This is a genomic window from Rhizobium sp. CG4, assembly GCF_023701965.1.
GTDB lineage: Bacteria > Pseudomonadota > Alphaproteobacteria > Rhizobiales > Rhizobiaceae > Agrobacterium.
The window spans coordinates 408,977-435,965 of the sequence record NZ_JABAEG010000004.1 but is presented as its reverse complement, the minus strand read 5'-3'; the positions used below and the strand labels follow the sequence as shown (position 1 = coordinate 435,965).

The following is a 26,989-nucleotide window of genomic DNA, read 5'->3' as shown; positions in this document are numbered from 1 at the left end:
CTCATCAGGTCATCGGTATGGTGACAAACCCGTCACGTTAAGAGTATGCCCAATGCCTCAGCCGCAGCTATTCACGCCGTTCAAGATCCGCAATCTCGAACTAGAGAACCGTATCACCATCGCCCCGATGTGCACCTATTCAGCCGTCGATGGTTGCATGACGGACTGGCACCTGATCCATCTCGGGCAACTTGCGCTGTCTGGCGCCGGCCTGTTGACCATCGAAGCAACCGCAGTCGTTCCCGAGGGACGCATCAGCTACGCGGATGTCGGCCTCTATGACGACGCAACAGAACAGGCCATGCAACGCACGCTGGATGGCATTCGCAAGTGGTCAAACATACCGATCGCGATACAGCTTGCCCATGCCGGCCGGAAGGCGTCTTCGGACTTGCCTTGGCTGGGTGGCGCACAGATTGCGGCAGACCAGAAGAATGGCTGGCAAACCGAAGCACCTTCCGCGGTGCCGTTCAAATCCACGGATACGGTGCCGACCGCGCTGACCCGTGAACGAATGAACGCGATCCGCGATGCCTTTGCAGAGGCTGCCAAACGCGCTGCCCGTATCGGGATTGATGCGGTACAAATTCATGCGGCGCACGGTTACTTGCTGCATTCATTTCTCTCGCCGCTTTCCAATCATCGAACTGATGAATATGGCGGCAGCCTGGAAAACCGGATGCGTTTTCCGCTTGAGGTCTTTGATGCGGTCAGATCTGCATTCCCTGCGGACAAGGTGGTGACGGTTCGTGTTTCGGCCACCGACTGGCACGACAATGGCTGGGATATTGAACAGACCATAGAGTTTGCGAAGGCTCTGGAGCTTCGTGGCTGCGATGCCATCAACGTATCGACGGGCGGTCTGCATGTCGATCAAGCGATTCCGCTGTCCCCGAGCTATCAGGTACCGTTCGCTCGTGCCGTCAAGGCTGCGGTGAAGATGCCGGTTGTTGCTGTTGGATTGATTACCGAGCCTGCACAGGCCGAGGCAATCATTGCGACTGGCGATGCCGATCTTGTCGGCCTTGCCCGTACGATCCTCTATGATCCGCGTTGGCCTTGGCACGCGGCTGCCGCACTCGGCGGAGAGGTGTCGGCTGCACCGCAATATCATCGCAGCCAACCCTCCACACTGAAGTCGCTTTTCAAGATGTAACAGTCACTGACAATAAGGCTCCGGTTTTGAAAGACCGGAGCCTTTATCGTTTCAAAAGTCGGCAAGGCAACGAAAGCGGAGCACCTTAAATGTTCCCCGCTTTTATATGTCGGACAGATCCCTGCTCGTGCCGGTATCGGTCGTATGATCCATCAGGACACGTCTTGTCAGCTCAGGAGCGAACATCGCGACCTGACTGTTGCGCGGAGAGATCGCCCAGCCGATCAAGATGTCCTGGCTATCAAGCTCCTCTTCATCGTCAAGATCGACAGGTTCGAAACGCAAGGACGCGATAGACGATTTCGGCTCCTTGAAGGCTGTATCGAAATCCGGTGTGACCGCACTAAAACCCGTGGTGAACGACGGTGTCAGGACAGTGGCCGCGGTTGCCGGGTCGCCAGGTGTGGGCGAGGGACGAACAGAGGGGATGGCCCCCAGCGAAGCGGTCACGATTGGATCGGTCGCTGCAGCAACTTCGCCAATTTCTGCCTCGGGCCTCATAGTGGGCATTGGTATCGCGAACTTCGCGACATCAACGCGTCCGTCATCGGTTCTGTCGGCGATGTCAAAGGCTGTGGTCGGCCGGCTTGTGGGCACCGGCAGCATTGCAGTCACCAGTGTGCTCTGGCTATCCGCAACCGGTGCAACACGGGATGGGGCGGCGGCGGCTTTTGCCTGCGAAGCAGCGTTGGTTGGTCTGGCAACCGACGCAACCTGAATTGACTGACCGTTGACGCGACGTCTGTAGTCGGCAAGCGCAACGTTATAGCCGGCAAAGCGTCTGCCATCTGGCGGCAGATGCAGTGTTTTGCCATCCGGGAAAAGTCTGACCAGTTCCTGCCGCGACATGCGCGGCCAAGCGCGTACTCCACCGACGTCAACATGCAAGAACGGCGAACCAGACGTTGGGTAATAGCCAACGCCTCCTGCCTGCATCTGCATGGCGAGTGCACGCAGCGTCGACAGCTTCACACCGGGAATATAGAAATCCATCGCCTTGCCCTGCATATGCAAGCTTTTTTCTCCAACACCGGTGTTTCTCGACCGGCCACGCAACATGGCGTTGGTGGTGGGAGACCGGTAGCCGGAAACGACATGGATGTAGTTCGAAGTGTTGGCGCGTTGGTAGATTTCCCAGACAATGTCGAGCAGCCTCGGGTCCATCCGTCCGCTCTCATTACGTCGCCAGTCACGAAGGAAACGATTGACCTTCTGCAGACCTGCCGGATCGAAACGGCCATTCCGCTTGTAGGTAATGGTGGCCTTTTCTCCGGTATGTACAAAATACAGCTTGAGTGAGCGGTCTTGTGCCTGGGCGAATGACACCACTCCAAGCAGCGCGACCGCAGCGATTGTCACAACGCGGATCGCCTTGGCGAAACGGTTGAGAAGGCCGGAAAGGCCAACCGACGTCATGTCGGGAGACATAATAATCGACAACTTGAACACCCGCTTGGCTGACAAACTCCACAAAGGGCAGGCGGCAGTCAGTACACCCATGCCCTCGAACAACTGAGGGCAATTATGGTCAACAAGGTGTTAACGGGTGATTTACGATGAGACAGTTGCCGCCCGCAATTCATCACAACGACGTTATAAGGTGGGTTGGAAACCAGATATGCACAGGCGGAAGTGTCGACGCCAACGCCAATTTTCTTAAACGACATAGACACTTGAGCCTATTTCTCCAGGAGCTTCATTTCCGCTTTGATTGCACTGCTAAAATACCATCCAAGCAGACGTTTTGGCATGTTCCGCATGATGAAATTGCGCAGGCGGAAGGCAAAATTGCTGTGCGGAAAGAAGACGGCGGCCATCTTGCGGCTGCGTGCCCGCAGACGTTGAATGATGGGAGAGCTTCTGTTCATGCAGTGCCTGCTCCAGCATTTCCGCAGATGCCGGTTGCGCACCTGCGGGTTGCTGTTTGCAGTAAAGTCGTTGAACAGTTTGGCTGATCCTGTTGTGTTTCGGGACGGGGCCATCCTTAGGAGAGGATGTCGGTATCGAAAGAACGATTGCAGACCTCATCGGCGAAGGAAGTCTGACAGCCTGTTCAGGCCTTCGGAAATCTTGTCTTCGGAAACGGCGTGGCACCACCGCAGCCAACCTTCACCCTCGGGACCGAAAGCGGCTCCCGGCGCGAGACCAAGACCGACTTCGCGGACGAGACGCTGCGCCAACTCGAGAGATTTGCCGTAGCCATCAATGCGCAGAAACGCATACATGGCTCCGCCAGCCTCCGGCACACTGACGCCGCCCATGCTGCGTAGCCCGTCAACCAGCAATGCACGGGTCTTGGTAAGATTGGCGCGCAGACGCAGCACTTCACTTTCTCCTTCCTTGATCGCCACGGCTGCAGCGCGTTGGGTCGGTTCAAAGATGCAGGAGAAATTATACTCCACTAGCTTGGTGGCATCCTGTGACAGCGTTTCCGGAATGACCATCCAGCCAATACGCCAGCCGGTCATCGACCAGGACTTGGAGAAGCTGTTGACTGAAATGATGCGATCGCCGGTTTGATAGTGGCGCAGAAATGACGGGGCATAACGGACAGCAGGATCGTATACCAACCGCTGATAAACCTCGTCGGCTAAAATCCAGATACCGTGCTTTCGGCAATGCTTCAAAATGGCCTGAACGCTTTCGTCATCAATCGCCCAGCCAGTCGGATTGTTTGGCGAGTTGATGATAACCATGCGGGTGTCGGGCGTCAGCGCGTCAATAAGTTTGTCGAGATCAAGCGACCAGCGACCATCATTGATGGACAAAGGAACACGCTCAACATTCGCGCCGAGAATAAGTGGTGCTTCGCTGATATTTGGCCACAGCGGGGTTACCGCCACAACCCGATCACCCGGCGATAGTACGAGCTGCATTGCAATCTGCAAACCACTCATGCCGGAGCCGACAGCCAGTACCTGTTCGACCGGAATAGCGCAGCCGAGCAGTTCGCTCTGATAGGCCGCGATGGTTTCTCTCAGATAGGGACGCCCGAGATTCTGGGAATAAAATGTTTCGCCCGACAGCAGGGATTCTGCCGCTGCTTTCCGAACGAAATCGGGAGTGGGCGTATCGGCCTCACCGAACCAGAAAGGCAGAACATTCGACTTGCCCATCGCCGCATTTGCGACCTCACGGATAAGCGAATTGGAGAGTGCCCGGACAGCCGGCCGCGCTTCGACAACAGTATTACTCATCGTTCCTGAATTTCACATATATTTGGGAGTATCAACCTGTTCCATGCATGATAGAGCTTAGGAAAAGCCTTGCACGGTCCGTTTTTTGCCTGCCAGTTCCAGACCACCAACCTATCAAAAACTCGATGTAACATCGCGCGTCGACGTGATCGTCGGCATCCCGGCATTCGGTGAGTTGGTCTTATGAAAAAAGGGGAAGCGAGCATCCCGCTTAATAATTGCCCGTCCAGTTGGTGAACTGAACAGGCAAGGTGTTTAAAGCGGCATAATTTATTGCCGATAAGGCCATTTGGCCAGAATGGTTACTGGGGCAGGTTTGCGGCAGCCTGTTTCAAGGCATTTGACATGGTCTCGCAAAGCTTGGCTTCATCAACGCCCTGCGCTTTTGCGGCGGTTGTCAGGTCTTGTTCCATACCCATGACGGAGACCTTTCCTTGCTTGCCAACGTCTTCGGCAGCATCGCCCTTGGAAACATCGGCAGGAGCGGGCACTAGGGCAAGAAGCTTGGTCTGAACTTCGGCTGCGGTACCGTCAATATGACCTTTTCCCTGGCAATAGGTCAGTACGCCGAGCTGGTTTCTCGCCGCAGTATATGCCATTTCCACCTGTTCAGGCGTCGGTTGCTGTGCAAATGCAGCCGTGATTGTGGCGCCAGTCAATATAGCCGTTAAAGCAAGAATTTTCATATTTCTGTCTCCTTCCAAAATATCATACAACCAATTGTTATTGCTTCTGAATGGTTCCAGCAACTGCAGGTTTCTAGAACATTATTCTTCTGTTGTTTGCTGAAGCCCAGGTTTTCCCTTTCGAAACGGTCATAATTTCTCAAGTGTATAAGGCGCAGCACTTGAGCGGAAAATTGCGGTGCGGCTGTGGCAGGAAGATGCAAACTTCTCCTAATCTCGATGTCTCAATTTGTTAGAAAAACTAAACAAAATTTCTTTTGTTCTAAATTGAGCTAACGTCGCCGCACGTTTAATCTCCCATTAACAGCCAAGGGAAATGGCTGCATTGCTCGCGGGGAGGAGTTCTGCGAGCCGAAGGAGGAGATCAATACATGTCATTCAGCACCCGAAAGCGGTGGGCGTCACCGTTTGCCTGATGCGCACTATCTGACACCAGGTTGATGCAGCGGCGCAGCCGTTCGCATTGTCTGTCGCACTATCTGCAATCTCATCGTTGGAGCGGTTTCCTGAATTCACCTTCTGGTCGAAGGCGAAAACGGTGCACTGCGCCCATCGATGATGCTCAACATCATCCAAGGATCATTTCATGAATCTCTACAGTCTTCTGTCCGCCAGTGCCGCCAAGGGGCGCCCCGTTCGTGTTGGCCTGATTGGCGCCGGTAAATTCGGTTCCATGGTTCTCGCCCAGGCGCAACGCATCGACGGTCTGCATATGGTTGCGGTCGTTGACCTCAATGTCTCCAAGGCACGGGAATCTCTCAATCGCGTCGGTTGGTCCGACAACCGCTACAGCGCAAAAACGGTCGGTGAAGCCATGTTGTCCGGCACGACCTGCGTGCTTGATGATGTCGATGCCATGCTGGCCTGCGACGAGATTGACTGCATCATCGAGGCAACCGGCCATCCGATTTTTGGAACACGCCATGCTCTCAAAGCCATTGAGGCCGACAAGCACGTTGTGATGGTCAATGTTGAAGCCGACGTCATGGTTGGGCCGATCCTGGCTGAAAAAGCCCGCCAGAAGGGTGTCATCTACTCCATGGCCTACGGGGATCAGCCAGCTCTGATCTGCGAACTGGTCGATTGGGCGCGTGCTACCGGTTTTGAAGTCACCGCTGCCGGCAAGGGCATGAATTTCGAGCCGCGCTACCGCTACTCGACGCCTGAAACCGTCTGGGGTTTCTTTGGCTGGACCGATGAGGAAGTTGCCAAGGGTGATTTTAATCCAAAAATGTATAACTCCTTCACCGATGGTACCAAGGCGGCAATCGAAATGGCAGCGGTTGCCAATGGCACCGGTCTGGATTGCCCGGATGATGGTCTTGCCTTCCCGCCAGCTGGACTGCACGATCTGGCGCGGGTTTTCCGTCCTGCTGCGGATGGTGGTCGCATGGCACGTTCGGGTCTCGTCGATATCGCCGCCAGCCAGGAGCCGGATGGTCGTGAGGTGTTCAACAACATTCGCTACGGCGTTTTCGTTACCTTCAAGGCGCATAATGAATATGCCAAGGCCTGCTTCAAGCAATATGGCCTGCTGACCGATCCGTCGGGCGGGTATGCGTCCATGTGGCGTCCGTTCCACATCATCGGTCTTGAAACTTCCATCAGCGTGCTGTCGGCGGTGCTGCGCGGCGAAGCGACGGGTTGCTCCAAGGAGTTCCGCGGCGATGCCGTAGCAGTTGCCAAAAAAGACCTGAAGCCTGGCGAAATGCTGGATGGTGAAGGCGGTTTCGCGGTCTGGGCCAATGCAATTCCGGCAGAGCGCAGCCTTTCCCTGAAAGCCCTGCCAATCGGTCTTGCCCACAACGTCAAGGTTATCCGCCCGATTGCCAAGGACACGATCGTCAGCTTCGACGACGTCGAACTGGTCAACGATCTCGATGTCGTCAACCTGCGCCGTGACATGGAAAACCGTTTCCGTCCTGGCGGTCAGGCATAAGGAGGGCGACATGCCTGATAACAACAAGCCATTCGTCGTGTTTGCCGGGTTTCATGTGAAGCCCGGCTGCATGGAAGCCTTTCTTGCGGCGGCGCATGACGATGCCAAACATTCCGTTGCCGATGAACCGGGCTGCAGGCAGTTCGATGTCGTCACGATCGACGATGAGGAAGACACGGTTGTCTTCTACGAGGTCTATGACAGCCGCGCGGCCTTTGATGCGCATCTCGAAACACCGCATCTGGCGCGGTTTCGTGAAGCCTTTCCGTCACTGATCATTGCCGAGCACCCAGTGCGCTTCGGCAAGCTTTTCTAAAGGGGATGGGACTGACGATGAGAGGTGGATTTATCGGCACGGGCATCATGGGCGGCCACATGGTTCGCAGGCTTTCCGAGGCGGGTTTCGACATGGCGGCCTGGAACCGCTCACCGGGAAAAACCGCATCTTTGAAAGATCTGGGTATCGAGGTGGCAAGTAGCGCCGTTGCCGCCGCAACGGCCAAGGATTTCGTCATCTGCATGTTGAGCTCAGGCCCGGTCTGCGATGAGGTTTTGCTTGGTGAAGGCGGCGTCATTGATGCCATGCAGACCGGGTCTACACTCATCGTCATGAGTTCCATTCCGGTGGAAACCGCAAGGAAGCAGGCAGACATCTGCCGGCAGAAGGGCATTTTCTACATTGATGCGCCGGTGTCGGGCGGTGAAAAGGGTGCCCGTGACGGCACGCTTGCCATCATGGCCGGTGGCGAGGTTGGTGACGTGGCTGCCATGCAGCGTGTGTTCGCTGCCATGGGCAGACTGACGCCTGTGGGACCGGTTGGCAGTGGCCAGCTTGCCAAACTTGCCAACCAGATGATCGTTGCCAGTTCCATCTGCACGGTGGCCGAGGCATTGCTTTTGGCCGAACGTGGCGGGGCAGATCCAGCCCGCGTGCGCGAAGCACTGCTGGGCGGTTTTGCAGACTCGACGATCCTGCGCCAGCACGGCTTACGCATGGTGACGAATGATTTCGTTCCCGGTGGCCCAGCCCGGTACCAACTCAAAGATACCAACACCGCCCTGTCGCTTGCGGCAGGGCTTGGACTGCAGCTTCCCATCGCCATCGGGGCCGACCGGCTTTTTGCCGCCATGGTCGAAAATGGCGATGGCGATCTTGATCATAGCGCCGTCATAGAAGAGTTGCGGCGCATGAATGCCTGATGCTTCCAGGGAGGGAAGTATCGTGATTAAAAACACTGTGTGGAGGAGAACACATGAACATGACTTTTATGCGCGGACTTCTGGTTGCCGCGTCCATGCTGGCGACAACTGCAGCGCAAGCTGCAACAACGCTAACGCTGTCGACACCCGATACCGACACGTCGGAAATCACCATCGCCGCCAAAAAATTCGCTGAAATTGTCACGGCGAAAAGCAACGGTGACATCACTGTCAAAGTGTTTCCGAACGGTACGCTTTATGGCGCTGATCCATCGGCGGCCGTCAAGCAGCTGGCTGGTGGTTCGCTGGACATGCTGTTGCTGTCCACATCGCTTTATTCGAACTTCAATCCGAAGTTCACAGCCATTTCCATCCCCTATCTCTATGACGACATGGCGCAGCTTCGCGATTATCTGAGCGGCGAACTGGGGCAGGAACTGATTGCAGATCTAGACAAGATCGGCATCAAGGGGCTTGGCATGTGGACACGTCCATTCCGCCAGATCACCAATTCACGTTTGCCGATCACCTCTCCGGCCGATCTTGCCGGGGTGAAACTGCGTGTGCCGAACAACCCCCTTTACGTCGAGTTCTTCAAAAAACTCGGCGCTGTTCCGACCCCCATGGCCTTTGCGGAAGTCTATAATGCCCTCCAGCTCAAGGTCGTTGACGGGCAGGAAAACCCGATCAACGTACCGCTCAGTGCCAAGCTCTATGAAGTCCAGAAATACGTTTCCATGACCGACCACATGGGCGACGGCTGGGTCATGGCTATCAATCCTGCCAAGTTCGCAGCGCTCACTGATGAGGAAAAGAAGATCATCACCGAGGCCTCGGCCGAAACCGAGAACTGGAAGGCTGAAAACGACGCGGCAGAAGCTGACAAGGCACTGGCCGAGCTCAAAAAAAGCGGCATGGAAGTCAACACTTTGACGCCTGAACAAAAACAGGCCTTCGTGGAAGTGTCGAAAAGCCTGTTTCCGGTATTTGCCGGGCTCGTGAAGGACCAATCGTTCTTCGATCGTAGCGTGGCTTCCGTCGGCAAGAACTGACGTCCTGTGTCATGCCGCCCGGGCTTCTTCTCGGGCGGCATGACCCTCTCTGGCTACAGCACATCAGCCCTGTGCCACCACGCCTTTATCCGCATGAATGACTGACAGCCTGGCCTGTCCCGACCCGTTCTGAAGGATCGCTTTAATGTCTAGCAATATCTCTCTTCCCAGCCGCATGATCAGGATCTTCGCCGATGTTTCGGCAGGCCTTGCTGCCATGGGAATCTTTCTTGTCGTGCTTCTTCAGGTGGGCAGCCGCCTTGCAAATATACCGGTTTCCTGGACCGAGGAAGCCACACGGTTTCTGTTCGTCTGGATGGTGTTCTTGGGAGTTGCCGCAGGCTTTCGTACCGTGGAGGCAGCCCGTGTTGTGGTGTTTATCGCCTCGCTGCGGTCCGTTTTCAAATATCTGGCCGTGCCAATCTATGTCGGTTTTTCCGTGCTGTTTTTTGGACTGATGTTCTGGACGGGCGCAAGTCTTGTGCGCCAGCAGTTCATGATGAATGAAACCGCCGCAACCCTTGCCGTTCCCATGTGGGCAATTGGCATCATCATGCCGCTTTCGGCTCTTCTTGCCATTCTTGGCATCGTCGATTCCCTGCGCAACCGCCGCAACCAGATTGCGCTGCCGGAGATCGGCATTGCCCAGACCGAAACCGACATATCCGCATCCAATACGGAGAAGGCGCTATGAGCATTTTTCTTCTGGTTCTGTTTCTGGTGCTCAGCGCACTTGGCGTGCCGCTCGCGGTCTCGCTTGGCCTTTCCAGCATCGCTGCAATCCTCATCTACACATCGACGCCGCTTGATTTGCTGTCACAGAGCATGTTTTCGGCCATGAATTCCTTCCTGCTGGTGGCTGTGCCGCTGTTCATTCTCGTCGGAGTGCTCATGGAGCGTGGCCGCGTGGCTGAAAGGCTGTTTGACTTTGCCGAGGCGTTGGTCGGCTGGCTTCCCGGTGGGCTGGGGCACGTCAACGTGGCATCGTCGGTGATCTTCGGTGGTGTTTCGGGCTCGTCCGTTGCCGATATCGCCTCGATCGGCGCAATCGAGATCAACGCCATGCAGCGCCACGGTTTCCCCAAGGGCTATGCCGTTGGCATGACACTGGTGACATCGACCTTGTCATCGATCATTCCACCGTCGATCCTCATCGTGATCGCCGGTTCCATCGCCAATGTGTCCATCGGCACGTTGCTGGTTGCGGGTCTGGTGCCCGGCCTGTTCCTGGCCTTCATGTTCATGGTTTTCAACCACTTCTATTCGGTCTATCACGGCTATAATCCGCCCAAGCCTTTTAATGTCCGGCTTGTGGTCACAACTGGCATTGCCGCGATATTGCCGATGCTGACGCCGGTCATTCTGCTTGTTGGTATCGTCGATGGTTATTTTACACCGACGGAAGCTGCCGCCATTGCCGTGCTTTACACCATGTTCCTGTCGATCGTGCTCTACCGCACCATCCGCCCGAAGGAACTGCCATCGATCTTTATTGAAACGGCACGCACAACAGGCACCATTCTTTTTATCGCCGCGACAGCCAAACTGGCGGCATGGGTCTTTACCTATGATGGCCTGCCACAGCAGGTTGCCGAATTCCTCGGCAGCATCAGCACCGGCCCGACCATGGCACTGTTCCTGATCTTCCTGTTCCTCGTCGTCATCGGCATGTTCATGGACGCGATCGCTGCCATGTTCATTCTGATCCCGGTTCTGATGCCACCAGCCATCCAGCTTGGTATCGATCCCATGCACTTCCTGATCGTGACGGTCATTACCTTGACGCTTGGCCTGATTACGCCGCCTGTCGGTGTGTGCCTGTTCGCGGTGGCGCAGGTGGCCAAAATGTCGATCGAGGATGTCATCAAGGGATCGATCCTGCCGATCAGCATCATGATGGCGGCAATTCTGGCGCTGGTGCTGTTTCCGGTCCTGACGCTTGGCCCGATCCGGCTGCTTGGATTGTATTGATGGCAGGCGATACGTTCATTGTGGTGATGGGCGTCTCGGGCGCTGGCAAGACAGAAATTGCCAGCGGCCTTGCCCGGGAACTGGATTGTCCTTGGCTGGAAGCAGATGAACTGCACAGCCCTGAAAATATTGCCCGGATGCGATCCGGGCACGGGCTCTCCGACGAAGCACGCTGGCCATGGCTTGCCAGCGTTTGCGATGAGGCAGTTGCCCTGTCGCAGCGTCCAGCGGTCATTGCCTGTTCGGCGCTGAAACGGCGTTACCGCGATTTTATTAGAGAAAGACTGGGGCAGGTGCACTTCATCTTTCTCGATGGAGCCGCTGAAATCATCGCGGCACGGCTTGCTAACCGCAAGGGGCACTACGCTGGTGTATCTTTGCTGGACAGCCAACTTGAGGCGCTGGAACCACCTGAACCGGACGAGCAGGCACTTCATTTATCGATAGGGTTGATGCCTGCGGATATCATCCGCGCCGCGGTTAAAAGCCTGACGCAGTTGCGGGCAATAAAAACATAGTCAGATGTCGGCCGGCCAGACGGAGATCGCCTCTTTCTCCCGCCATAGAGCGCTTTCCGTGCGCAACCATTCAAGGAACACACGTACTTTCTTTTGCCTAAGATGATCTCTCGGGCAAACGATCCACTGGGTGGTTAGCCTGATCTGTGGCGGTGCTTTTATGGGGCAGATCAGGCGTCCATCACGCAATTCGCGCCACATCATCAGATTGCTTTCAAGTGCAATGCCGAAACCGTCGCAGGCAGCATCGATTGCCATGTGGCTCCGGTCAAAGAACACGCGTTTCCAGCGGTCCGGCGCTTCGATGTTGGCAAGAGTGAACCAGCGCGGCCATTGCGCCTGCGATTTTACCGAATGGATGAGACGGTAATTGAGAACTTCCGACGGGTGCAATCCGTCTTGAGGGGCGTAGCCGGGTGCGCAAACAGGAAAAAAGTATTCTTCCGTCAACCCTTCCACGAAAAGGCCCGGCCAGCGACCATCGCCGTGGCGAATTTCCACGTCGACCATTTCGCGGTTGAAATCGGTCGGCTCATTGGTGCCGTCCAGCCGCACCTCCAGTTCGGGGTGATTGTCGAGAAATGCGCCAAGGCGCGGCAATAGCCATTTGTTGGAAACGGTCGGCGTGGCACGGATCGTCAGTGTGGTGACCGAACGATAGCCACGTATGGTGTTGGTCGCCTCGACAATACGGTCAATTTCATCCGTTACACTGGCAAAGTAACGTTCGCCTGCCTCTGTCAGCGTAATGCGACGGCCGACCTTGCTCAGCAGCGATATGCCAAGCTGAACCTCCAGTACCTGTATCTGCTGTGTCACGGCAGAGGGTGTCACACCCAGTTCGTCGGCGGCGCGCGAAATACTGCCCGCTCTTGCGACGGCGTGAAACACGGTAATGGCGCGTATAGGAACCTGCATCGCGAGCTATTTCCGGTTTCTGTTTCGGTCGCGTGCAGGATGGGAATCTCGCCTCGGACGAAGTTGATTCTAAAGCATAATTGAACTGCAGTAAAAGCGAGGATTTGCTAGATTGGAAGCCTAGTCGGTTTTCCTTCGATCCGCAGAAACCTGATGGCAACAGACTATCCATTGTCTGCAAAAGGTGCGCGTCGTCTTTGTACCGGCGTGCCTTTGATGATGCTGGTATTGGTGCGCGCCTTGTCATGAAGCGGGTCGAGTAGCCGATTGAGGTCCTGAATATCTCTCAATACCATACGTGCGATGAAGCAATCGTCGCCTGTGACTGTGTCACATTGGGTGATTTCAGGGGTGTCTTGAAGAATTTTCTCGACGATGTGCAGTTTCCCCGGAAGCGGCTCGACGCGCACAATGGCTTCAAGGCTGTATCCCAGCATTTTCGAGGGGACCTCGATCGTGAAGCACTCGATTACCCCTTCATCTTCAAGACGTCTGACGCGCTCCCGCACGGTCGGCGATGACAGGCCGACAGTTGAGCCGATCGTCTGTGAACTCTTGCGGCTATCCGCCAGAAGTTCGTCGATGATACGGCGATCTTTCGAGTCGAGGCTGATTTTCTTCATCTTGGTACATTAGCTGATTTCTTTATCAAATAGAAAGCGATCTTCTCCTTCGTTTTTGAAAAACAAAGTACTTGAGACGAAGCTGCTGCTAATTTGTTGGCGCAAAATATGAGGAATAGTGCTGTGCAAGTTAAACGAATTTCGGCGTTCACCAATAACGGTTTGGGAGGAAATCCAGCCGGTGTTCTGTTGACGCAAGAGCCCATGTCAGCCGAGCAGATGCAGGCCATCGCCGCTGAGGTCGGTTATTCCGAGACGGTATTTGCAAGTCCAAACCCGGACGGGTCTTGGCGGGTTCGTTATTTCGCGCCTGAAACAGAAGTGCCTTTTTGTGGTCACGCAACAATCGCGCTCGGAGCAGTACTTGGTGAATACACATGGATTCCGCCGCTACGCCCTCAGTCTTTCTAAGGCTGAGATTGAAGTGTCTGCCGAACAGGTCGACGGGACGTGGGTAAGCACACTTCTATCGCCACCAACCCGCAGCAGCCCGGCCGATCCTGAACTGGTTGATGAGGCTTTGTCGTTGTTTGGCTATACAGTAGATGAGCTTGATCCTCTTTTGCCGCCGCGTCGCGCCAATGCGGGCACCGAACATCTTGTCCTGCCTCTCAACACTCGCGACGCATTGAAGCGTATGGACTACGACCTCGACGAAGGTCGTCGTTTTATGGAAAAGCATCGGATCGGGACAGTGGCCTTTATCTTCCGTGAAGAGGAAAGACGTTTCCAGGCGCGAAACGCCTTTGCAATTGGCGGGGTGCTTGAAGACCCTGCAACAGGTGCAGCAGCGGCCGCTTTTGCAGGAATGCTGCGTGACCTGCAAATACTTAGCGATGGCACCTTTGTCATCCACCAAGGCGAGGATATGGGGCAGCCGAGCAGGATTGAGGTTACGCTTACAGAAACTCCTGGCGCCCCTGTCTCGGTGAGAGGCCGCTCGTCCGTCATTGTTTGACTGGCTTCAATCCAACGCAATGGAGATGACCCAACTGGGACGCTTTCCGGTTGCAAAATCCAGTCGGCGAACTATGCCGCTGTCAGATGTCAGGCTGTGGATTGCCGCACGATTACCGCGAAAACCAAGGGTGGTGACAAACTGGTCCTGCGGGTCGACAAAAAAAGCGCGAGGATAATCGGGGGTGGTCACTTCATTTCGAAGGGCAGGGTGTCTGGTGTCGGGGTCAATATCCAGACATATGAGCCGGTTGGTGTTGCGCTCGGTCACCAAAAGGCTTCTGCCTTCGTCAAAAAGCGCAATTTCGCCGGACATGGCGGGGATATTGTCGTCGATGATGGCAAGGGTATGAACAATCTCCATCTTAGCTCCGAGCGAGATTGTGACAACCTTGCCGCCCTCTTGCAGCAGTACATAGGCAAAACAGCGATCCGCGCTGATGGCCAGATGGCGTGGACCGGAGTTGTTCTCCATGGATATCTGGTCGTGGAACGTCAGCGCGCCGTTTTCGGGATCGAAGTCAAAGCGCCTGACCAGATCGCCTCGACAGGAAGTTGCTAATGCGAGATGGTCTGAAACCATGAGGCAGTGCGCCATCGGGCCTGCCGTAACCCGATCTGTTGACCGCATGACCCGCCCGTCATCGTCGAGTGAAAACACCGTGCCATCCTCTCCTCCGGCGGCGAGAAGATGTTTTTCATCATCGGCAAGCGACAGATGGCAAATATTCTGTTCGATTGGGAAGCTGCCCAGTAACACTGAACCGGGTCGGCTCCGGTCAATTGCAAAACTGTGAATGGCACGACTGTCACCCCGCCACGCTAGCCAGAACCGATCGCCGGAACGAGAAACAGCCATGGGGGCTGCATCTCCCGGCCCGATTGCTCCGGGCACAGCGACGGCCTCCAGATCAATCAACGACCAGTCAGTCGTATCCAGTACGTGGAACTGAATATTTGCAGATCGGGCATTGCAGATGGCAATCAGATGTCGGCTCATTCTCCAACCCGTCGGTTTGCGAGCCACTCCAGATTGCCGGTAAAATCCCGTCCGGCATGATTGGCACCCTGCAACACCGTGGCGACATCGTTCTTATCAGGCGTGGTCATGGCAACCTCTGGTGCATATGTCTCCGCATTGTCTTGCGGTGCATAGCCGAGTTGATAAGCACGGTCGTTACGCCACCAGCTTCGACTATTGTTGGAAACACCATAGACGATTTCATTGTGATATTCGGCCTGCAGTCCGACCCGGATCAGTGAGGCGAGATCACGTGGCGAAACCCAGGTCGCCAGTTCCCGTTCAATGGACGGTTTTTCGCGGTATGTGCCGATACGAATGGAAAAACACTTGATGTTGAATTTGTCGGCGTAGCAGCTGCCCAATGCCTCACCGAAGACTTTTGTGATGCCGTAACGCGAGTCAGGTCGTGCAGCTTCCGTCCCGCTTAGCGTCTGTGTCGCAGGATACATGCCACTGGCATGATTTGAGCTGCCAAAGATGACACGTTTGACGCCCTGTTGCCGCATTGCCTCCCACAGATTTGTGCAGGTGACAATGTTTGGGCCGAGCAGCTCGGACCATTCGCGTTCACGCGGTTGACCAGCCAGATGTATGACCGCGTCGACACCGTCACAGAGCCGTTTTGCCTGTTCGGGGTCGGTCAAATCAGCCTGAACCCACTCAACGTTTCCAGACCTGGATGTTGCCGATGGACTAGCCGGGCGGATGTCGGTCAACCGCCAGAACTCTCCATGATGTGGCAAAAGACGTGCAACGTCAGTTCCGATGACGCCGGCAGCACCGGTCAGTAGAATTTTCCGCATATTATCATATCCGTCCGGGATGTTTGCGCAAGGTCGTCATGAGACCAACACGGGCATGTCGATTTTCAACTTCACCGCCCACTCTTCCAGTTTCTGGTAGATTGGCGCAATCAACGGCACACCCTGCGACAGGTGTCTGGCGCGGTTGTTCAGCGCCCTGTCACCGGGCAGTCTTACGGCCTTGTCGGGATCAGCCGGTTTGTTGGCCCTGATATTGCGCGCGAGATGGCCAAGTTCCGTTTCAAATGCCGAGCGCCCGCCAAAAATCTCTGGGTCAAAAACCTGCAGGAACACATTGGCCTGCCAGCCTTGCGGACCGGAGTGACGACCGTTGCCAGAAAGACCGTGGGTTAACGCCTCGACCACAATGCCAAGCCCTGTGCCTTTGTGACCGGAGGCCATGCCGCCCAGCGGCAGGATTGAGCCCGGCGGATCGGTCAAGCGCACAGCGGGGTCGCGACTGGCGCGGCCAGCATTGTCAGCCAGCAATTCGTCGCGGAAAAGCCGGTTTTGCTCCGACAGACGCCGGACCATGCCATTGGTGGTCGTTGAGGTGCTGACGTCAACCAGGATTGCACCTTCGGTGCCTGGGAAACCCCAAGCGAGCGGATTGGTCGACAGCAGCGGGGCCGTGCCACCGAATGGCAACACACAGGCTTCCGTCGGGTCCGAAACGGTGATCATTGCAACCATGCCCTGTTCAACGACTGGTCGCAAATAGGCAACAAGACTTGCCGTGTGATGGCTTCTTGCAATGGCAAGCGTGAACGTGCCGTTTTCATGAGCGCGCTTAACGCCCTGCCTGAAACCTTCCGTCAGTAACCATGGGCCGGGCAGAAAACATCCGTCCCACAACATGGCGGCAGGACAATCCCTGAGGACTTCGGGCTGTCCCGAGCGGGCCATGCCGCCGTTCTCCAAGGCTGAAAGATAGGCAGGTAGCAGGGCCAAGCCGTGCGTGTCGTGCCCCATCAAGTCACCCTCAACAAGCACTTCCGCAACCGTTGGCGCCATGCTGGAGGCAAGGCCCGCAGCACACAATGCGGATGTGGCAAAATCGCGCAAACCTGCGGCGTCATGAAGACTGGTTCTTTCCATCATGTCGCCTTTGTCCTCACACGCCCGCGGGTCAGATCATCGGCCATGGCGCGGTCGTAACTGCGACTGGCCTCATAAAGGGTGCGGGTATAGTCCTGTTGCGCATCACCTGACATCAGTTGGCTGACGGGCAAAATTTCCTCGATCCGGCCGCCCTGCATCACCGCAAGCCGGTCGCAGAGATGGGCGATGACCGACAGGTCATGGCTGACCATGATGTAGGTCAGACCACGTTCCTTGCGGACATCCGACAGCAGGTTGAGGATTTCTGCCTGCACTGATACGTCAAGGGCGGAAGTCGGTTCGTCAAGAAGAAGCACCGATGGTTCAAGGATCAGAGCACGGGCGATGGCAACGCGTTGCCTCTGACCACCAGATAGTTGATGCGGATAACGATACCGCGCCGCAAGCGGTAAGCCGACTTGCTCAAGGATTGTGTTAACACGCCGGTTGATATCACCAATGCCGTGTATCTTCAGTGGGGAAGAAAGAGTGCTGTCAATCGTGTGCCGCGGGTGCAGGGAGCCATAGGGATCCTGAAACACCATCTGAATTTGCCGATAATGGCTCTTCTGGATTTTTCCGCCGATCGGATGTCCGTTCACATCGATCTTTCCGGTCCAGTGTGTGTAAAGACCTGCAATGCACCGCAGGACAGTCGATTTTCCCGAACCGCTTTCGCCCACCAGTCCGAATATCTCACCCTTCGGCACATCAAAATTCACGTCGAACAGTACCTGATGGTCGTCATGCCCCGCGCCGAAGGAAAGGTTCAGTTCTTCAACCCTGATCATGGATGTTGCTCCTTTTGCGCAAGCCATGCCGGATCACGGCGCAAGACAGGCAAAGCCGGTCGACGTGTTTCCAGTGACGGCAGGGAATCCAGCAGGCCTCGGCTGTATGGATGTTGGACTTTGTCGAGGTCCTTGGCAGCAATGGTTTCCATGACCTGGCCGCCATACATGATGACAACCCGGTCGCAGAACGATCGCACGAGGTTGAGGTCATGGCTGATGAAAATCAGGCCCATGCCGCGCTTGCGCACGAGATCATCAAGAATGGCCAGAATTTGTAGCCTGACAGTCACATCAAGCGCCGACGTCGGTTCATCGGCGATAATCACGTCAGGATCCGAAATCAACATCATGGCAATCATGATGCGTTGACCCATGCCCCCGGACACCTGATGCGGGTAGAGGCCATAGACCCGTTCGGGTGAACGAATTTGCACCGCTTCGAGCATCTCAAGGGCATTTTTTTTGGCCACATGACGGCCGACCTTGTGATGCGCGCGATAGGCCTCCGCGATCTGCTCACCGACGGTGATGACCGGGTTGAGCGAGAACTTCGGATCTTGCAGGATCATTGAGATGCGTGCGCCGCGGATTTGGCGCATTTCGCGCGGGCTTGCGCTGAGAATATCTGTGCCACGGAAACGTAGTGCCTTGGCTTCGACAACTGCGTTTGGTGACAACAGTCCCAGCAGGGCGCGACCAACTGTTGACTTTCCCGAGCCGCTCTCACCGACAATCGCAAGTTTTTCGCGTCCAAGTGTGAAGGACAGGCCGCGCACGGCGGTCATGTCACCAGCCCGTAGCCGGAACTTCACCCAAAGATCTTTAACTTCGATCAGAGGTTCGGCATCATCATTTACGTTTGGGATCGAGGACATCACGCAGGCCATCTCCAAAAAGGTTGAAAGCGAGACTGACGATCATGATCGCAAGTCCGGGGAAGGTGATGACCCACCAGCTGTCGAGCATATATTGCCGACCGGTTGAGGTCATGGCGCCCCACTCAGGGGCCGGAGGCTGGGCGCCGAGGCCGAGAAAACCGAGGCCGGCTGCAGTCAGGATCACAGATGCCATTGCAAGTGTCTGGCGCACGATGACAGATGGCAGGCACATCGGCAGAATAGAGCCGAATATGATGCGCAGGTCACTGGCGCCTTGAAGCCTCATGGCCGCTATGTAGTCGGCATCCCGCACAGTCATGGTTTCTGCGCGTGCGAGGCGAGCGATGCTGGGCCAGCCTGTAAGGGCAATAGCCAACACGGCCTGTTCCAGACCCGGTCCGAGCACTGCTACGAAGGCCAGTGTCAGGATCAGGCTGGGAAATGCGAGAAACAGGTCCGTTATACGCATCACAACCAGATCAACGATGCCACCGAAGTAACCGGAGACAGCGCCAACGATCAGGCCGATCGGGGCAACAGTGATGGTCACCAGTGCCACAATGTAGAGGGTGACGCGCGAACCATAGACGATACGGCTCCAGATATCGCGACCGTATTCATCCGTCCCGAACCAGTTTGCCAGGGATGGTGGCTGCAGAGCGGTGCGAAGATTTTGGATGGTTGGATCGTGGGTGGCAATCAGCGGCGCAAATATTGCCATAAAGACCAGCAGCGCGATGATGACTAGACCGATGAGCGCAAGCCGGTTTCCAAGCAATTCCAGACAGCCCAAGGCCAAACGCTGCATCAGCGCTTCGCGAGGGGACCTTGCGTCACGCAGAAGAAAAGGCCGTTCCGGCGACGTGGTACCTTTGAGAGGGATGATATCGCTCATCGCGTCGTCCTCGGATCAAATATCTTGTAGAGAAAATCGGTGAACATATTCAGAGTGATAAAGATCACGCCGACCAGCAAAACACAGACCATAATGGCGTTCATATCGCCCAGTAACAGGTTGTTGGTCAGGTACTGGCCAAAGCCTGGCCAAGCAAAGATCGTTTCGATCAGCAATGCACCTTCGAGCATCGATCCATAGGCCAGTGCCACAACAGTCAGAAGCTGCACTCGGATGTTGCGGAAGGCATGGCCCCAGACAACCCGTGAAGGCGAAAGGCCTTTTACCTGCGCGGTGATGATGTATTCCTGCCCCAACTGATCGAGCATGAAGCTGCGGGTGAGCCGGCATAAAGATGCCATGGAGGCATATCCAAGGATCGATGCGGGAAGGATGATGTGCCTTATTGCGCTCCAGAACACGTCCCATTCACCAGCAACAGCGGAATCAATCAGGATAATGCCGGTGACCGGTTGAACAAGATCATCATAATAGCTGGCGACACGACCCGATCCGCCGACCACGCCAAGCCAGGCATAAAAGATCAACAACCCGACCATGCCCAACCAGAAAATCGGCACCGAATGGCCAAGGAGCGTGATGACACGAATGAAGTGATCAACCAGTGTATTGCGCTTGACGGCAGCAAGAACGCCAAGGGGAATGCCGATACCAGCACCGATCAGCAGCGCCAGGCTGCCAAGTTCAATCGTCGCAGGGAACACCCTGAGGATATCGTCGCGGACTTGGTTCCCGGTCAGTAGGGCGGTACCAAAGTCCCCAGTGATAATACGGCCTATATAAAGGCGGAACTGTTCCCAGATGGGTTGGTCCAGTCCCAGACGTCTGGTCATCGCCTCATAGGTCTGGGAATCCGCATCCGGACCAACCAGTCGTGACACGATATCGACCGGCATGACCTGGCCGAGAAAGAAAGTCAGTGTCACCAGCAGAAAAAGCGTGACGATGACTGAGGAAAGCAGCTGGACGATACCGTCCGCACGCCTTGGAAGCAATTTACGAAACATGGAAATTTCCCGAGTTTGTCCGGCGGAACGTCCTTGTTCCGCCGGTCTTCTGGGTGATTGCGATCAGATGACCCCAAGAAATATCTAGCGGTCCTTTTCGAGGTTGCGGTATCGCGTCGTCTGGTAGGGATGGGCGATGTAATTCTTCAGATCTGCCTGATAGACAACCGTGTCGTAGCTCTGAGAGATGACCTGGATAGATGGTACCAGCTCCTCATAGAGCGTCTGGATCTTTTCATAGCTCGCGCGCTGTTTTTCCGCGTCCGGTTCGATCAGCGCTGCGTCCAGCAACTCGTTGATCTCCTTGGATTGGAAAGAGGTTCGCCATGCCTGAAGCGTATAGAGCTTGGCTTCGTCGGTGTTGTCAGGGTTGTAAACAAGCGACAGCAGGCTGGTGTATGGATGTGAGCCGTTGCGATCACCGCCGCGGCCAACAACCATTTCAAACTTGCGATCACGCATGGCCCCGTATGTCTGGTCGCCATTGCCCGTGATGATCTCGGCTGTGATGCCGCCTTGTGCGAGTGACGCCTGAATGGCAGTTGCCACATTTACAAAAGGCGAGTCTGCCAGAACCCGGATCGTTGTCTTGAAGCCGTTGGGATAACCTGCGGCGGCAAGCTGCTCCTTGGCGAATGCCGGGTCGAGCTTGTAGCCCGGATCAGGCAAACTACCGGGCAGGCCGGGAGACAGCGGACGCTGATGCAATTTGCCGTAGAAGGGCAGGATTGTTTCGTTGATGCCCTCGTAATCGATCAGATGGCGTAATGCCAGGCGAACCCGCTGATCCTTAAATTTCTCGTCCTTCATGCTGACGGCGAGATAATAGACGTTACCACTTGGTACTTCAGCGGTGGCCAGCTTTTCATCGGTCTGCAATGCTTTGACGTCGGCGACAGACATGCCCATCGCAATGTCGATATCATCGCGCTGCAGCGCCAGACGCTGTGACTGGCTTTCTGGCATATGGCGGTAGATGATGCGGCGCATCTTCGCGGGCCCGGACCAATGGTCGTCTACCCGCTGCAGCACGACGGTGTCATTGGCCTGCCAGCGCACCAGTTTGAACGAACCCGAGCCTGCGCTGTTGGTTGTCAGCCATGCTTGGCCAAAGTCACCATTCTTCTCATGTTCCATGGCAAGTTTGCTGTCGATGACCATGCCGATACCAGAGCCTGCGATGACACCGAGGATCAGGTCCGGATCGCTTGCTTTAGGCAATCGGACAACGACCGTATGGTCGTCAGGCGCGGTTATCATTTCCGCAATGTTCTTCTCGTTATAGCCGAATACACGAATGTTGGAGCCACCGATGCCAAGCGCAAAAGCTCTGGTCACCGACCACACGAAGTCTTTGGCCGTCAGGGGATTGCCGGAGTGGAATTTGACGTCGTCACGCAATTTAAAGGTGATCGTGTCGCGGGCGTCGTTCACCTCCCAAGTGGACGCAAGGCGTGGGTGAAACACACCTTTTTCAACCGGATCTGTCTCGAGCAGGCTGTCATAGATGTTGCTGTTGACCTCTGCCGATTCCCGGCCGCTCATTGCGGAGGGGTCGAGCGACAACATGTTGACCAGACTAACGCCAACGATCAGCTGGTCCGGTGGCGTTTCTGCCAGAGCGGGCATGCCTGCGCATGCGAGAAACGCGATAAGGCTGGCGGATTTGAGAAATGTTCCTATACGCATCGAATACCTTCCTCCTCAAAGGCATAGTTGCAGATGGATTATGTATTTCAGGGGATCTGATGATCCCGGATGTAGTCGAAGTTGATATCGTCACCGATCCCCGGAATGTCAGGGGCATGCACATAGCCCTCTTCATCCATCGGGTCGCAGATGGTGTTGAGATAAAGGGCAGGAACCTCATAATCGAGGAACGGGTGCAGCAGTCCACGTTCGTAATATGTGCAGTTCGGCACGGTCATGCAGAGCGACAGATTGGCAGCGCCGTTTCCGTGAAGCTCGCAATCCAGCCCGTGGGATTCCGCAAGATGCGCAACCTTGATCATTGGCGTGATGCCACCCGCATTCAGCACGCCACACCGCATGATGTCGCTTGCATCATTGCGGATCCATTCGGCTCTGGTGTGATGTTTCCCCGGCGCGGATTCCGGTCCGATAACCGGGATTGACAGGTTTTGTGACAGCCAGCGATAGGATGACATGCTGGTTTCATCCATGGGTTCCTCAAACCACAGGAAGTCCAATTCTTCCAACGCCTTGCCAATTTTTAACGCGTTGCTACGGCTGTACCAGTGATATCCATCCAGCATCAAAGCGATATCGGGGCCAACGGCATCACGCACTGCAGCACAGGCTGCGATATCGAGCTTTACGTTAGGCGCACCCTTTGCCGGCGGCATCCAGGTATGAAGCTTGATGGCTTTGTAACCGCGCGCGACCAGAGTCTTGGCGAAACGGCCATAGTCTTCCGGCGTCGACAGGCCGCCTTCCAACTCATCTCCACACATGATGGAACCATAGGCCAGGATCTTGTTGCGGTAGGTTCCAATCAACCGGTGCATTGGCAGGCCCAAGGCACGTCCGGCCAGATCCCACAGAGCCTGATCGACGGCGCCGATGGACCGGTCGGCCAGATGTCCACCCGACCCCCGCTGCTGATGTTCGATCCGCTGCCAGAGACGTTCGCGGGCCATCGGATCTTCGCCGATAAGCATGGGGCGGAAAAATTTATCGACGATACCTGGACGCAGGGCGTCCGGGCTTTGAAACGCGTAACCTTCGGACCCGTCGTCTGCCCGGACGGTAAGCATTGCCTGCGTGGCATCCTTTTCTGGCCCGGGATGGGAGTGCCCGTGGCTGTCCTGATGCTTGCGGGTCTTGTGCACAAACTTCGTCACAATGACGTCGGTGATCTTCATGAAATGCCTCCTCAGTCATCGCCTCATGCGCCCTCTTCCTTCAGGGCGCGTCAGTGAGATGACGGGATGTTTTTATTCGCAAAAGAGAATGGGCGTCAATAGTTGTGTGATGACTTATCGTAAAAAAAGTACGTGTTATATAAATTTGTCTATTTTTCAACCGTAAGTATTACGTTGGATATGCTTTTCTATAGATGCGAGATATGAAGTTCGATTTTAATTTATCTATATCAGATGTTTATGATGGTTTTCGTGCGAGGTAAGTTAAAAATAGTTTCAGAAATATCGAACTTACACATCATACAAGTTATCAATATGCTGCGCGAAGCTCGTGTAAATTTCGCGTGTTATGAGATTGGTTATTGTGTCCTGGATAAAAATTTCGAACACTTGACATACAAGTGAATGTTGGCAAAGGTTGTTCAACACGGTTCCTAACGGAGAGGACATTCTTTGGGGCTTGAGCGCCAGACACACGGTCGGAAAAAAGGTGGGACGCTTGCCTTCCACTTAAGCGGTGAACTGCGTCAGCAAATTCGGGATGGCATGTTTCGCGCCGGGGACAAGTTGCCGAGTGAAACCCAACTGACGGAAGCACATGGGGTTAGTCGCACAGTCGTGCGAGAAGCAATCGCCTCTCTTCGTGCTGACGGGCTTGTTGAGGCCAGGCAGGGGGCAGGGGTGTTTATCCTGACCTCCAGCCCGATTGATCCGGCAACGCCACGCCTTCAGGACATGGACCAAAACCGGATTTCCTCCGTACTGGAGATGCTTGAAATCCGTGTTGCGGTTGAATCGGAAGCGGCTGCCCTTGCTGCCTTGAGACGTTCGCCGCAACAGGAAGAACATATTATCGAATGTCATCACGCCCATATGAGGCAGATACAGGCCGGTCTACCAACCGCTGAGGCGGAATATGCGCTGCATCTTGCTGTGGCGAAGGCGGCCAATTCTCCAAAATTTGTGGCCTTCATGACACTGATCGGCGAAGCCTTGGTGCCGAGAATTATCCTGAACAAAAGAAGCGAAGCCGGCGAAACTGAATATCTAGCGCAATTGCACGAGGAGCATGGCCGGATTGTCGATGCCATTTCGGCTGGCGACGAATATGCAGCGCGTGAAGCAATGCGTGCGCACCTAAATGGAAGTCAGGCTCGTTACCGTTTGTTGCAACGGCAAAACAGCGACATCACGACCAAATCGGGATAAACGTCTGCCGTGTGTACATGGCATTTGGTTGTTGTTACAGCGGCGCAGGCCGACCGAAGTTGTCACGGCGCATTGTATGTCGCCCCCGGTATTCTGGTGGAACTCAAGTTTTGATACTCCTCAGAGTAGAGTTCCCCTATGGTGAGCTATCGCGATTCCATCTCGGGGCGCGCTGGTATTTTTCGTAGGCCTGCGTTCCGGGCCGAGTTTACAGGACCGCATATGAGACGCAGTTTGCTGACGATTTTTGTTGCCCTCTTTCCCTGGACCGCCAGCGCCAACTGTATGCCTCCTTGGCAGACGCTGTTTGCCTGTAACATCAAAGGTTCAGAGGCCAGGGCAGAGTTTTGCGAAATTGCAGATCAGGAAAGCCACAAGAGCCTCAAAAGCCACTACTATACCTATGTTGTGGGAACGAAGCCGGCAGAGCTTTATTTTGAAGCGGACGGTTATTATTTCTCCACCAAAGATACGATTGCTGGTCATCCCAGCGACCTGACCATGGGGGTCGGTCTCGCCAACAAGAACTACGTCTATTCGTTTTTTGTCACTGAAGATAAGAACGATGACGGGCCTGTCCGTGATGCCGAAATCCGCGTTTACAAGTCGATAGACGCATTCAGCAACGATACAAAAAACAATGAACAGCTACGGCTGCAGTGCGATCCCGCTTCGGTCATTGCGAACAAGGACAACATTCGTCCCTAATCGATGTTTTATGCTTTGATGTGATGCGAACGACCACCCGGTAGGCGGGGCGATCTGTCGTTCGTTTCTGTTACGCTGCTGAATGCAAATCACACGGTTTTACTGGCCAGATTTTACCATCTCGCGAACCTTCAGCGCCTTTTCAAAATGATTGAGCCTATGGGTCTTGATCCACCACTCGGCGGCTTCCATCAGCGGGTTCGGGTCATCATTTTTGTTGGCAAAAAAGGCGTAGAAAGAAATGCCGACGGCATCGCCGTTCTTTGCGATCTTGTCGTCACAAATGGCGATGGCTTTTGTTCTGAGACTTGCGCGCATTGCTATGCCTGAATGCTTGAGAGATTTTATTGTCGACGTATCAGATCGCCAGATCCAGTTGATGCTCGTAGGCCGCAGATGTTTCTCCCAGATTGGAGATTGTGACACCAAGTAACCTCACGGGTTTGCGAAATGGAAATGCGCTGGCGAGCAATTGGGCGGCGTTTTCGACCAGCTCGGCTTCACCACCGAAAAAATGCGAAACTGTCCGGCTGCGTGTGATCTGCTGAAAATCAGAATATTTGACCTTAACCGTCACCGTTTTTCCGGAATATCCGTTTGCCTCGCAATGACGCCAGATTTTCGCGACAAGCGGCACCAGTTCAGCCTTTGCCAGATCAAGCTCTACGATATCTTCAATAAAGGTATCTTCGGCGCCGACCGATTTGCGCTCACGATCGGGTTGTACCTGACGGTTATCAATGCCACGCGAAATGCCGTAAAAATATGGTCCCGACTTGCCAAAGTGCTGGGCCAGAAATTCCAGCGATTTCGCTTTGAGATCGGCCCCCGTTTCAATGCCAAGCAGGTGCATCTTTTCTGCGGTTGCAGGGCCGACGCCGTGAAACTTCTTGACGGCCAATCCCTCGACAAAAGCCGCACCATTTTTTGGCGTAATGACTGCTTGTCCGTTCGGCTTGTTGAGATCAGAGGCCATCTTGGCAAGAAACTTGTTGTAGGAAATGCCGGCAGAGGCGTTAAGCCCGGTCACTGCCTTGATTTTTCCCCTGATTTCCAGGGCAATCTCAGTCGCAACCGGCATATCTCTCAGGTTTTCCGTCACGTCGAGATAGGCTTCATCAAGCGACAAAGGCTCGATGAGTGGTGTATATTCCGCAAAAATCTCGCGAATTTGCCGGGATACTGCGCGGTAAATCTCAAACCGCGGTTTCACAAAAATCAGCTGGGGGCATTTGCGCGCTGCGGTGACTGAAGGCATAGCCGAGCGAACGCCAAATTCTCTTGCCTCGTAACTTGCCGCAGCCACGACCCCACGTGCTGCGGCTCCACCAACGGCAACGGGTTTGCCCCTTAGCTCGGGATTGTCGCGCTGTTCCACTGAAGCGTAGAAAGCATCCATGTCCACGTGAATGATCTTGCGGATCGGACGGGGGCTCTCGTCAGGCAT

29 protein-coding genes are annotated in these 26,989 nt (G+C 55.2%); 13 read left to right on the top strand and 16 right to left on the bottom strand.

What is annotated here, in order from left to right; all coding sequences use genetic code 11:
• The first annotated feature begins 52 nt into the window (after window positions 1-52).
• Window positions 53-1,156 carry an NADH:flavin oxidoreductase/NADH oxidase gene (locus HGO37_RS15300; protein WP_250984059.1) on the top strand — a complete coding sequence of 368 codons (1,104 nt, stop codon included), beginning with the start codon at window positions 53-55 and terminating at the stop codon, window positions 1,154-1,156.
• 102 nt (window positions 1,157-1,258) lie between these two features.
• Here HGO37_RS15300 and HGO37_RS15295 read toward each other — a convergent pair whose 3' ends face one another.
• The gene (locus HGO37_RS15295) at window positions 1,259-2,584 is read right to left on the bottom strand and encodes a peptidoglycan L,D-endopeptidase MepK (RefSeq protein WP_441296704.1); all 1,326 of its coding nucleotides are present in this window, start codon (window positions 2,582-2,584) and stop codon (window positions 1,259-1,261) included.
• A gap of 128 nt (window positions 2,585-2,712) precedes the next feature.
• Here HGO37_RS15295 and HGO37_RS15290 point away from each other — a divergent pair, with 128 nt between their 5' ends.
• A complete protein-coding gene (locus HGO37_RS15290; RefSeq protein ID WP_250984057.1) occupies window positions 2,713-3,111 on the top strand; it encodes a hypothetical protein in 399 nt (132 codons plus the stop codon).
• Between the two features lie 69 nt (window positions 3,112-3,180).
• Here the strand turns inward: HGO37_RS15290 and HGO37_RS15285 are convergent, their stop codons facing one another.
• Window positions 3,181-4,353 carry a pyridoxal phosphate-dependent aminotransferase gene (locus HGO37_RS15285; protein WP_250984056.1) on the bottom strand — a complete coding sequence of 391 codons (1,173 nt, stop codon included), beginning with the start codon at window positions 4,351-4,353 and terminating at the stop codon, window positions 3,181-3,183.
• 302 nt (window positions 4,354-4,655) lie between these two features.
• Window positions 4,656-5,102, bottom strand: a complete 447-nt coding sequence (locus HGO37_RS15280; protein WP_250984055.1) for a pore-forming ESAT-6 family protein — start codon at window positions 5,100-5,102, stop codon at window positions 4,656-4,658.
• 523 nt (window positions 5,103-5,625) lie between these two features.
• Between HGO37_RS15280 and HGO37_RS15275 the strand changes: the two genes are divergently transcribed.
• The 7 genes from HGO37_RS15275 to HGO37_RS15245 all read left to right on the top strand — a co-directional run bounded on the left by HGO37_RS15275 (window position 5,626) and on the right by HGO37_RS15245 (window position 11,719).
• Complete coding sequence (locus HGO37_RS15275) at window positions 5,626-6,978, top strand: NAD(P)H-dependent oxidoreductase (RefSeq protein WP_250984054.1); 1,353 nt, start codon at window positions 5,626-5,628, stop codon at window positions 6,976-6,978.
• 10 nt (window positions 6,979-6,988) lie between these two features.
• Window positions 6,989-7,294, top strand: coding sequence for a putative quinol monooxygenase (locus HGO37_RS15270; protein ID WP_250984053.1), 306 nt, complete (start codon window positions 6,989-6,991; stop codon window positions 7,292-7,294).
• 17 nt (window positions 7,295-7,311) lie between these two features.
• A complete protein-coding gene (locus HGO37_RS15265; protein ID WP_250984052.1) occupies window positions 7,312-8,178 on the top strand; it encodes an NAD(P)-dependent oxidoreductase in 867 nt (288 codons plus the stop codon).
• Between the two features lie 53 nt (window positions 8,179-8,231).
• A complete protein-coding gene (locus HGO37_RS15260; RefSeq protein WP_250984051.1) occupies window positions 8,232-9,230 on the top strand; it encodes a DctP family TRAP transporter solute-binding subunit in 999 nt (332 codons plus the stop codon).
• A 145-nt stretch (window positions 9,231-9,375) separates the two neighbouring features.
• Entirely contained in the window at window positions 9,376-9,924 is a 549-nt protein-coding gene (locus tag HGO37_RS15255; RefSeq protein WP_250984050.1) for a TRAP transporter small permease, read from the top strand.
• The gene (locus HGO37_RS15250; protein WP_250984049.1) at window positions 9,921-11,201 is read left to right on the top strand and encodes a TRAP transporter large permease; all 1,281 of its coding nucleotides are present in this window, start codon (window positions 9,921-9,923) and stop codon (window positions 11,199-11,201) included. Before HGO37_RS15255 ends, HGO37_RS15250 begins: the two co-directional genes overlap by 4 nt.
• Window positions 11,201-11,719, top strand: a complete 519-nt coding sequence (locus HGO37_RS15245; RefSeq protein WP_192490880.1) for a gluconokinase — start codon at window positions 11,201-11,203, stop codon at window positions 11,717-11,719. Before HGO37_RS15250 ends, HGO37_RS15245 begins: the two co-directional genes overlap by 1 nt.
• On the opposite strand, the gene HGO37_RS15240 is transcribed toward HGO37_RS15245, so the two are convergent.
• Both HGO37_RS15240 and HGO37_RS15235 read right to left on the bottom strand, forming a co-directional pair.
• Window positions 11,720-12,637 carry a LysR substrate-binding domain-containing protein gene (locus HGO37_RS15240; protein ID WP_192490879.1) on the bottom strand — a complete coding sequence of 306 codons (918 nt, stop codon included), beginning with the start codon at window positions 12,635-12,637 and terminating at the stop codon, window positions 11,720-11,722.
• Window positions 12,638-12,801: 164 nt separating this feature from the next.
• Entirely contained in the window at window positions 12,802-13,260 is a 459-nt protein-coding gene (locus HGO37_RS15235; RefSeq protein WP_250984048.1) for an Lrp/AsnC family transcriptional regulator, read from the bottom strand.
• Between the two features lie 123 nt (window positions 13,261-13,383).
• Between HGO37_RS15235 and HGO37_RS15230 the strand changes: the two genes are divergently transcribed.
• Window positions 13,384-13,671 (top strand): PhzF family phenazine biosynthesis protein, encoded by a 288-nt coding sequence (locus HGO37_RS15230; protein WP_250984047.1) that lies wholly within the window; start codon window positions 13,384-13,386, stop codon window positions 13,669-13,671.
• Window positions 13,628-14,218, top strand: a complete 591-nt coding sequence (locus HGO37_RS15225; protein ID WP_250984046.1) for a PhzF family phenazine biosynthesis protein — start codon at window positions 13,628-13,630, stop codon at window positions 14,216-14,218. The genes HGO37_RS15230 and HGO37_RS15225 overlap by 44 nt, the downstream gene beginning before the upstream one ends.
• A gap of 6 nt (window positions 14,219-14,224) precedes the next feature.
• On the opposite strand, the gene HGO37_RS15220 is transcribed toward HGO37_RS15225, so the two are convergent.
• The 9 genes from HGO37_RS15220 to HGO37_RS15180 form a co-directional block, all read right to left on the bottom strand.
• Window positions 14,225-15,217, bottom strand: coding sequence for a lactonase family protein (locus tag HGO37_RS15220; RefSeq protein WP_250984045.1), 993 nt, complete (start codon window positions 15,215-15,217; stop codon window positions 14,225-14,227).
• Window positions 15,214-16,044 (bottom strand): NAD-dependent epimerase/dehydratase family protein, encoded by an 831-nt coding sequence (locus HGO37_RS15215; protein ID WP_250984044.1) that lies wholly within the window; start codon window positions 16,042-16,044, stop codon window positions 15,214-15,216. The genes HGO37_RS15220 and HGO37_RS15215 overlap by 4 nt, the downstream gene beginning before the upstream one ends.
• 36 nt (window positions 16,045-16,080) lie before the next feature.
• On the bottom strand, window positions 16,081-17,145 hold the full coding sequence (locus HGO37_RS15210; RefSeq protein WP_250984043.1) for an Ldh family oxidoreductase: 1,065 nt from the start codon (window positions 17,143-17,145) through the stop codon (window positions 16,081-16,083).
• Window positions 17,142-17,936, bottom strand: coding sequence for an ABC transporter ATP-binding protein (locus HGO37_RS15205; protein WP_352230575.1), 795 nt, complete (start codon window positions 17,934-17,936; stop codon window positions 17,142-17,144). Before HGO37_RS15205 ends, HGO37_RS15210 begins: the two co-directional genes overlap by 4 nt.
• The gene (locus tag HGO37_RS15200; protein ID WP_250984097.1) at window positions 17,933-18,814 is read right to left on the bottom strand and encodes an ABC transporter ATP-binding protein; all 882 of its coding nucleotides are present in this window, start codon (window positions 18,812-18,814) and stop codon (window positions 17,933-17,935) included. The genes HGO37_RS15205 and HGO37_RS15200 overlap by 4 nt, the downstream gene beginning before the upstream one ends.
• Window positions 18,789-19,625: an ABC transporter permease gene (locus HGO37_RS15195; protein WP_250984096.1), complete on the bottom strand. Its 837-nt coding sequence runs from the start codon at window positions 19,623-19,625 to the stop codon at window positions 18,789-18,791. Before HGO37_RS15195 ends, HGO37_RS15200 begins: the two co-directional genes overlap by 26 nt.
• An 83-nt stretch (window positions 19,626-19,708) precedes the next feature.
• Window positions 19,709-20,740 carry an ABC transporter permease gene (locus tag HGO37_RS15190; RefSeq protein WP_250984041.1) on the bottom strand — a complete coding sequence of 344 codons (1,032 nt, stop codon included), beginning with the start codon at window positions 20,738-20,740 and terminating at the stop codon, window positions 19,709-19,711.
• A gap of 84 nt (window positions 20,741-20,824) precedes the next feature.
• Window positions 20,825-22,429 carry an ABC transporter substrate-binding protein gene (locus HGO37_RS15185; protein ID WP_250984040.1) on the bottom strand — a complete coding sequence of 535 codons (1,605 nt, stop codon included), beginning with the start codon at window positions 22,427-22,429 and terminating at the stop codon, window positions 20,825-20,827.
• A 47-nt stretch (window positions 22,430-22,476) separates the two neighbouring features.
• A complete protein-coding gene (locus HGO37_RS15180; RefSeq protein WP_250984039.1) occupies window positions 22,477-23,625 on the bottom strand; it encodes a mandelate racemase family protein in 1,149 nt (382 codons plus the stop codon).
• Between the two features lie 453 nt (window positions 23,626-24,078).
• On the opposite strand from HGO37_RS15180, the gene HGO37_RS15175 reads away from it, so the two are divergent.
• A complete protein-coding gene (locus HGO37_RS15175) occupies window positions 24,079-24,834 on the top strand; it encodes a FadR/GntR family transcriptional regulator (RefSeq protein WP_275642611.1) in 756 nt (251 codons plus the stop codon).
• Between the two features lie 234 nt (window positions 24,835-25,068).
• Window positions 25,069-25,542, top strand: a complete 474-nt coding sequence (locus tag HGO37_RS15170) for a hypothetical protein (protein WP_250984038.1) — start codon at window positions 25,069-25,071, stop codon at window positions 25,540-25,542.
• A 99-nt stretch (window positions 25,543-25,641) separates the two neighbouring features.
• Here HGO37_RS15170 and HGO37_RS15165 read toward each other — a convergent pair whose 3' ends face one another.
• Together HGO37_RS15165 and dinB are read right to left on the bottom strand one after the other, a co-directional pair.
• A complete protein-coding gene (locus tag HGO37_RS15165) occupies window positions 25,642-25,860 on the bottom strand; it encodes a DUF6500 family protein (protein ID WP_250984037.1) in 219 nt (72 codons plus the stop codon).
• Between the two features lie 40 nt (window positions 25,861-25,900).
• Window positions 25,901-26,989, bottom strand: coding sequence for a DNA polymerase IV (gene dinB / locus HGO37_RS15160; protein WP_250984036.1), 1,089 nt, complete (start codon window positions 26,987-26,989; stop codon window positions 25,901-25,903).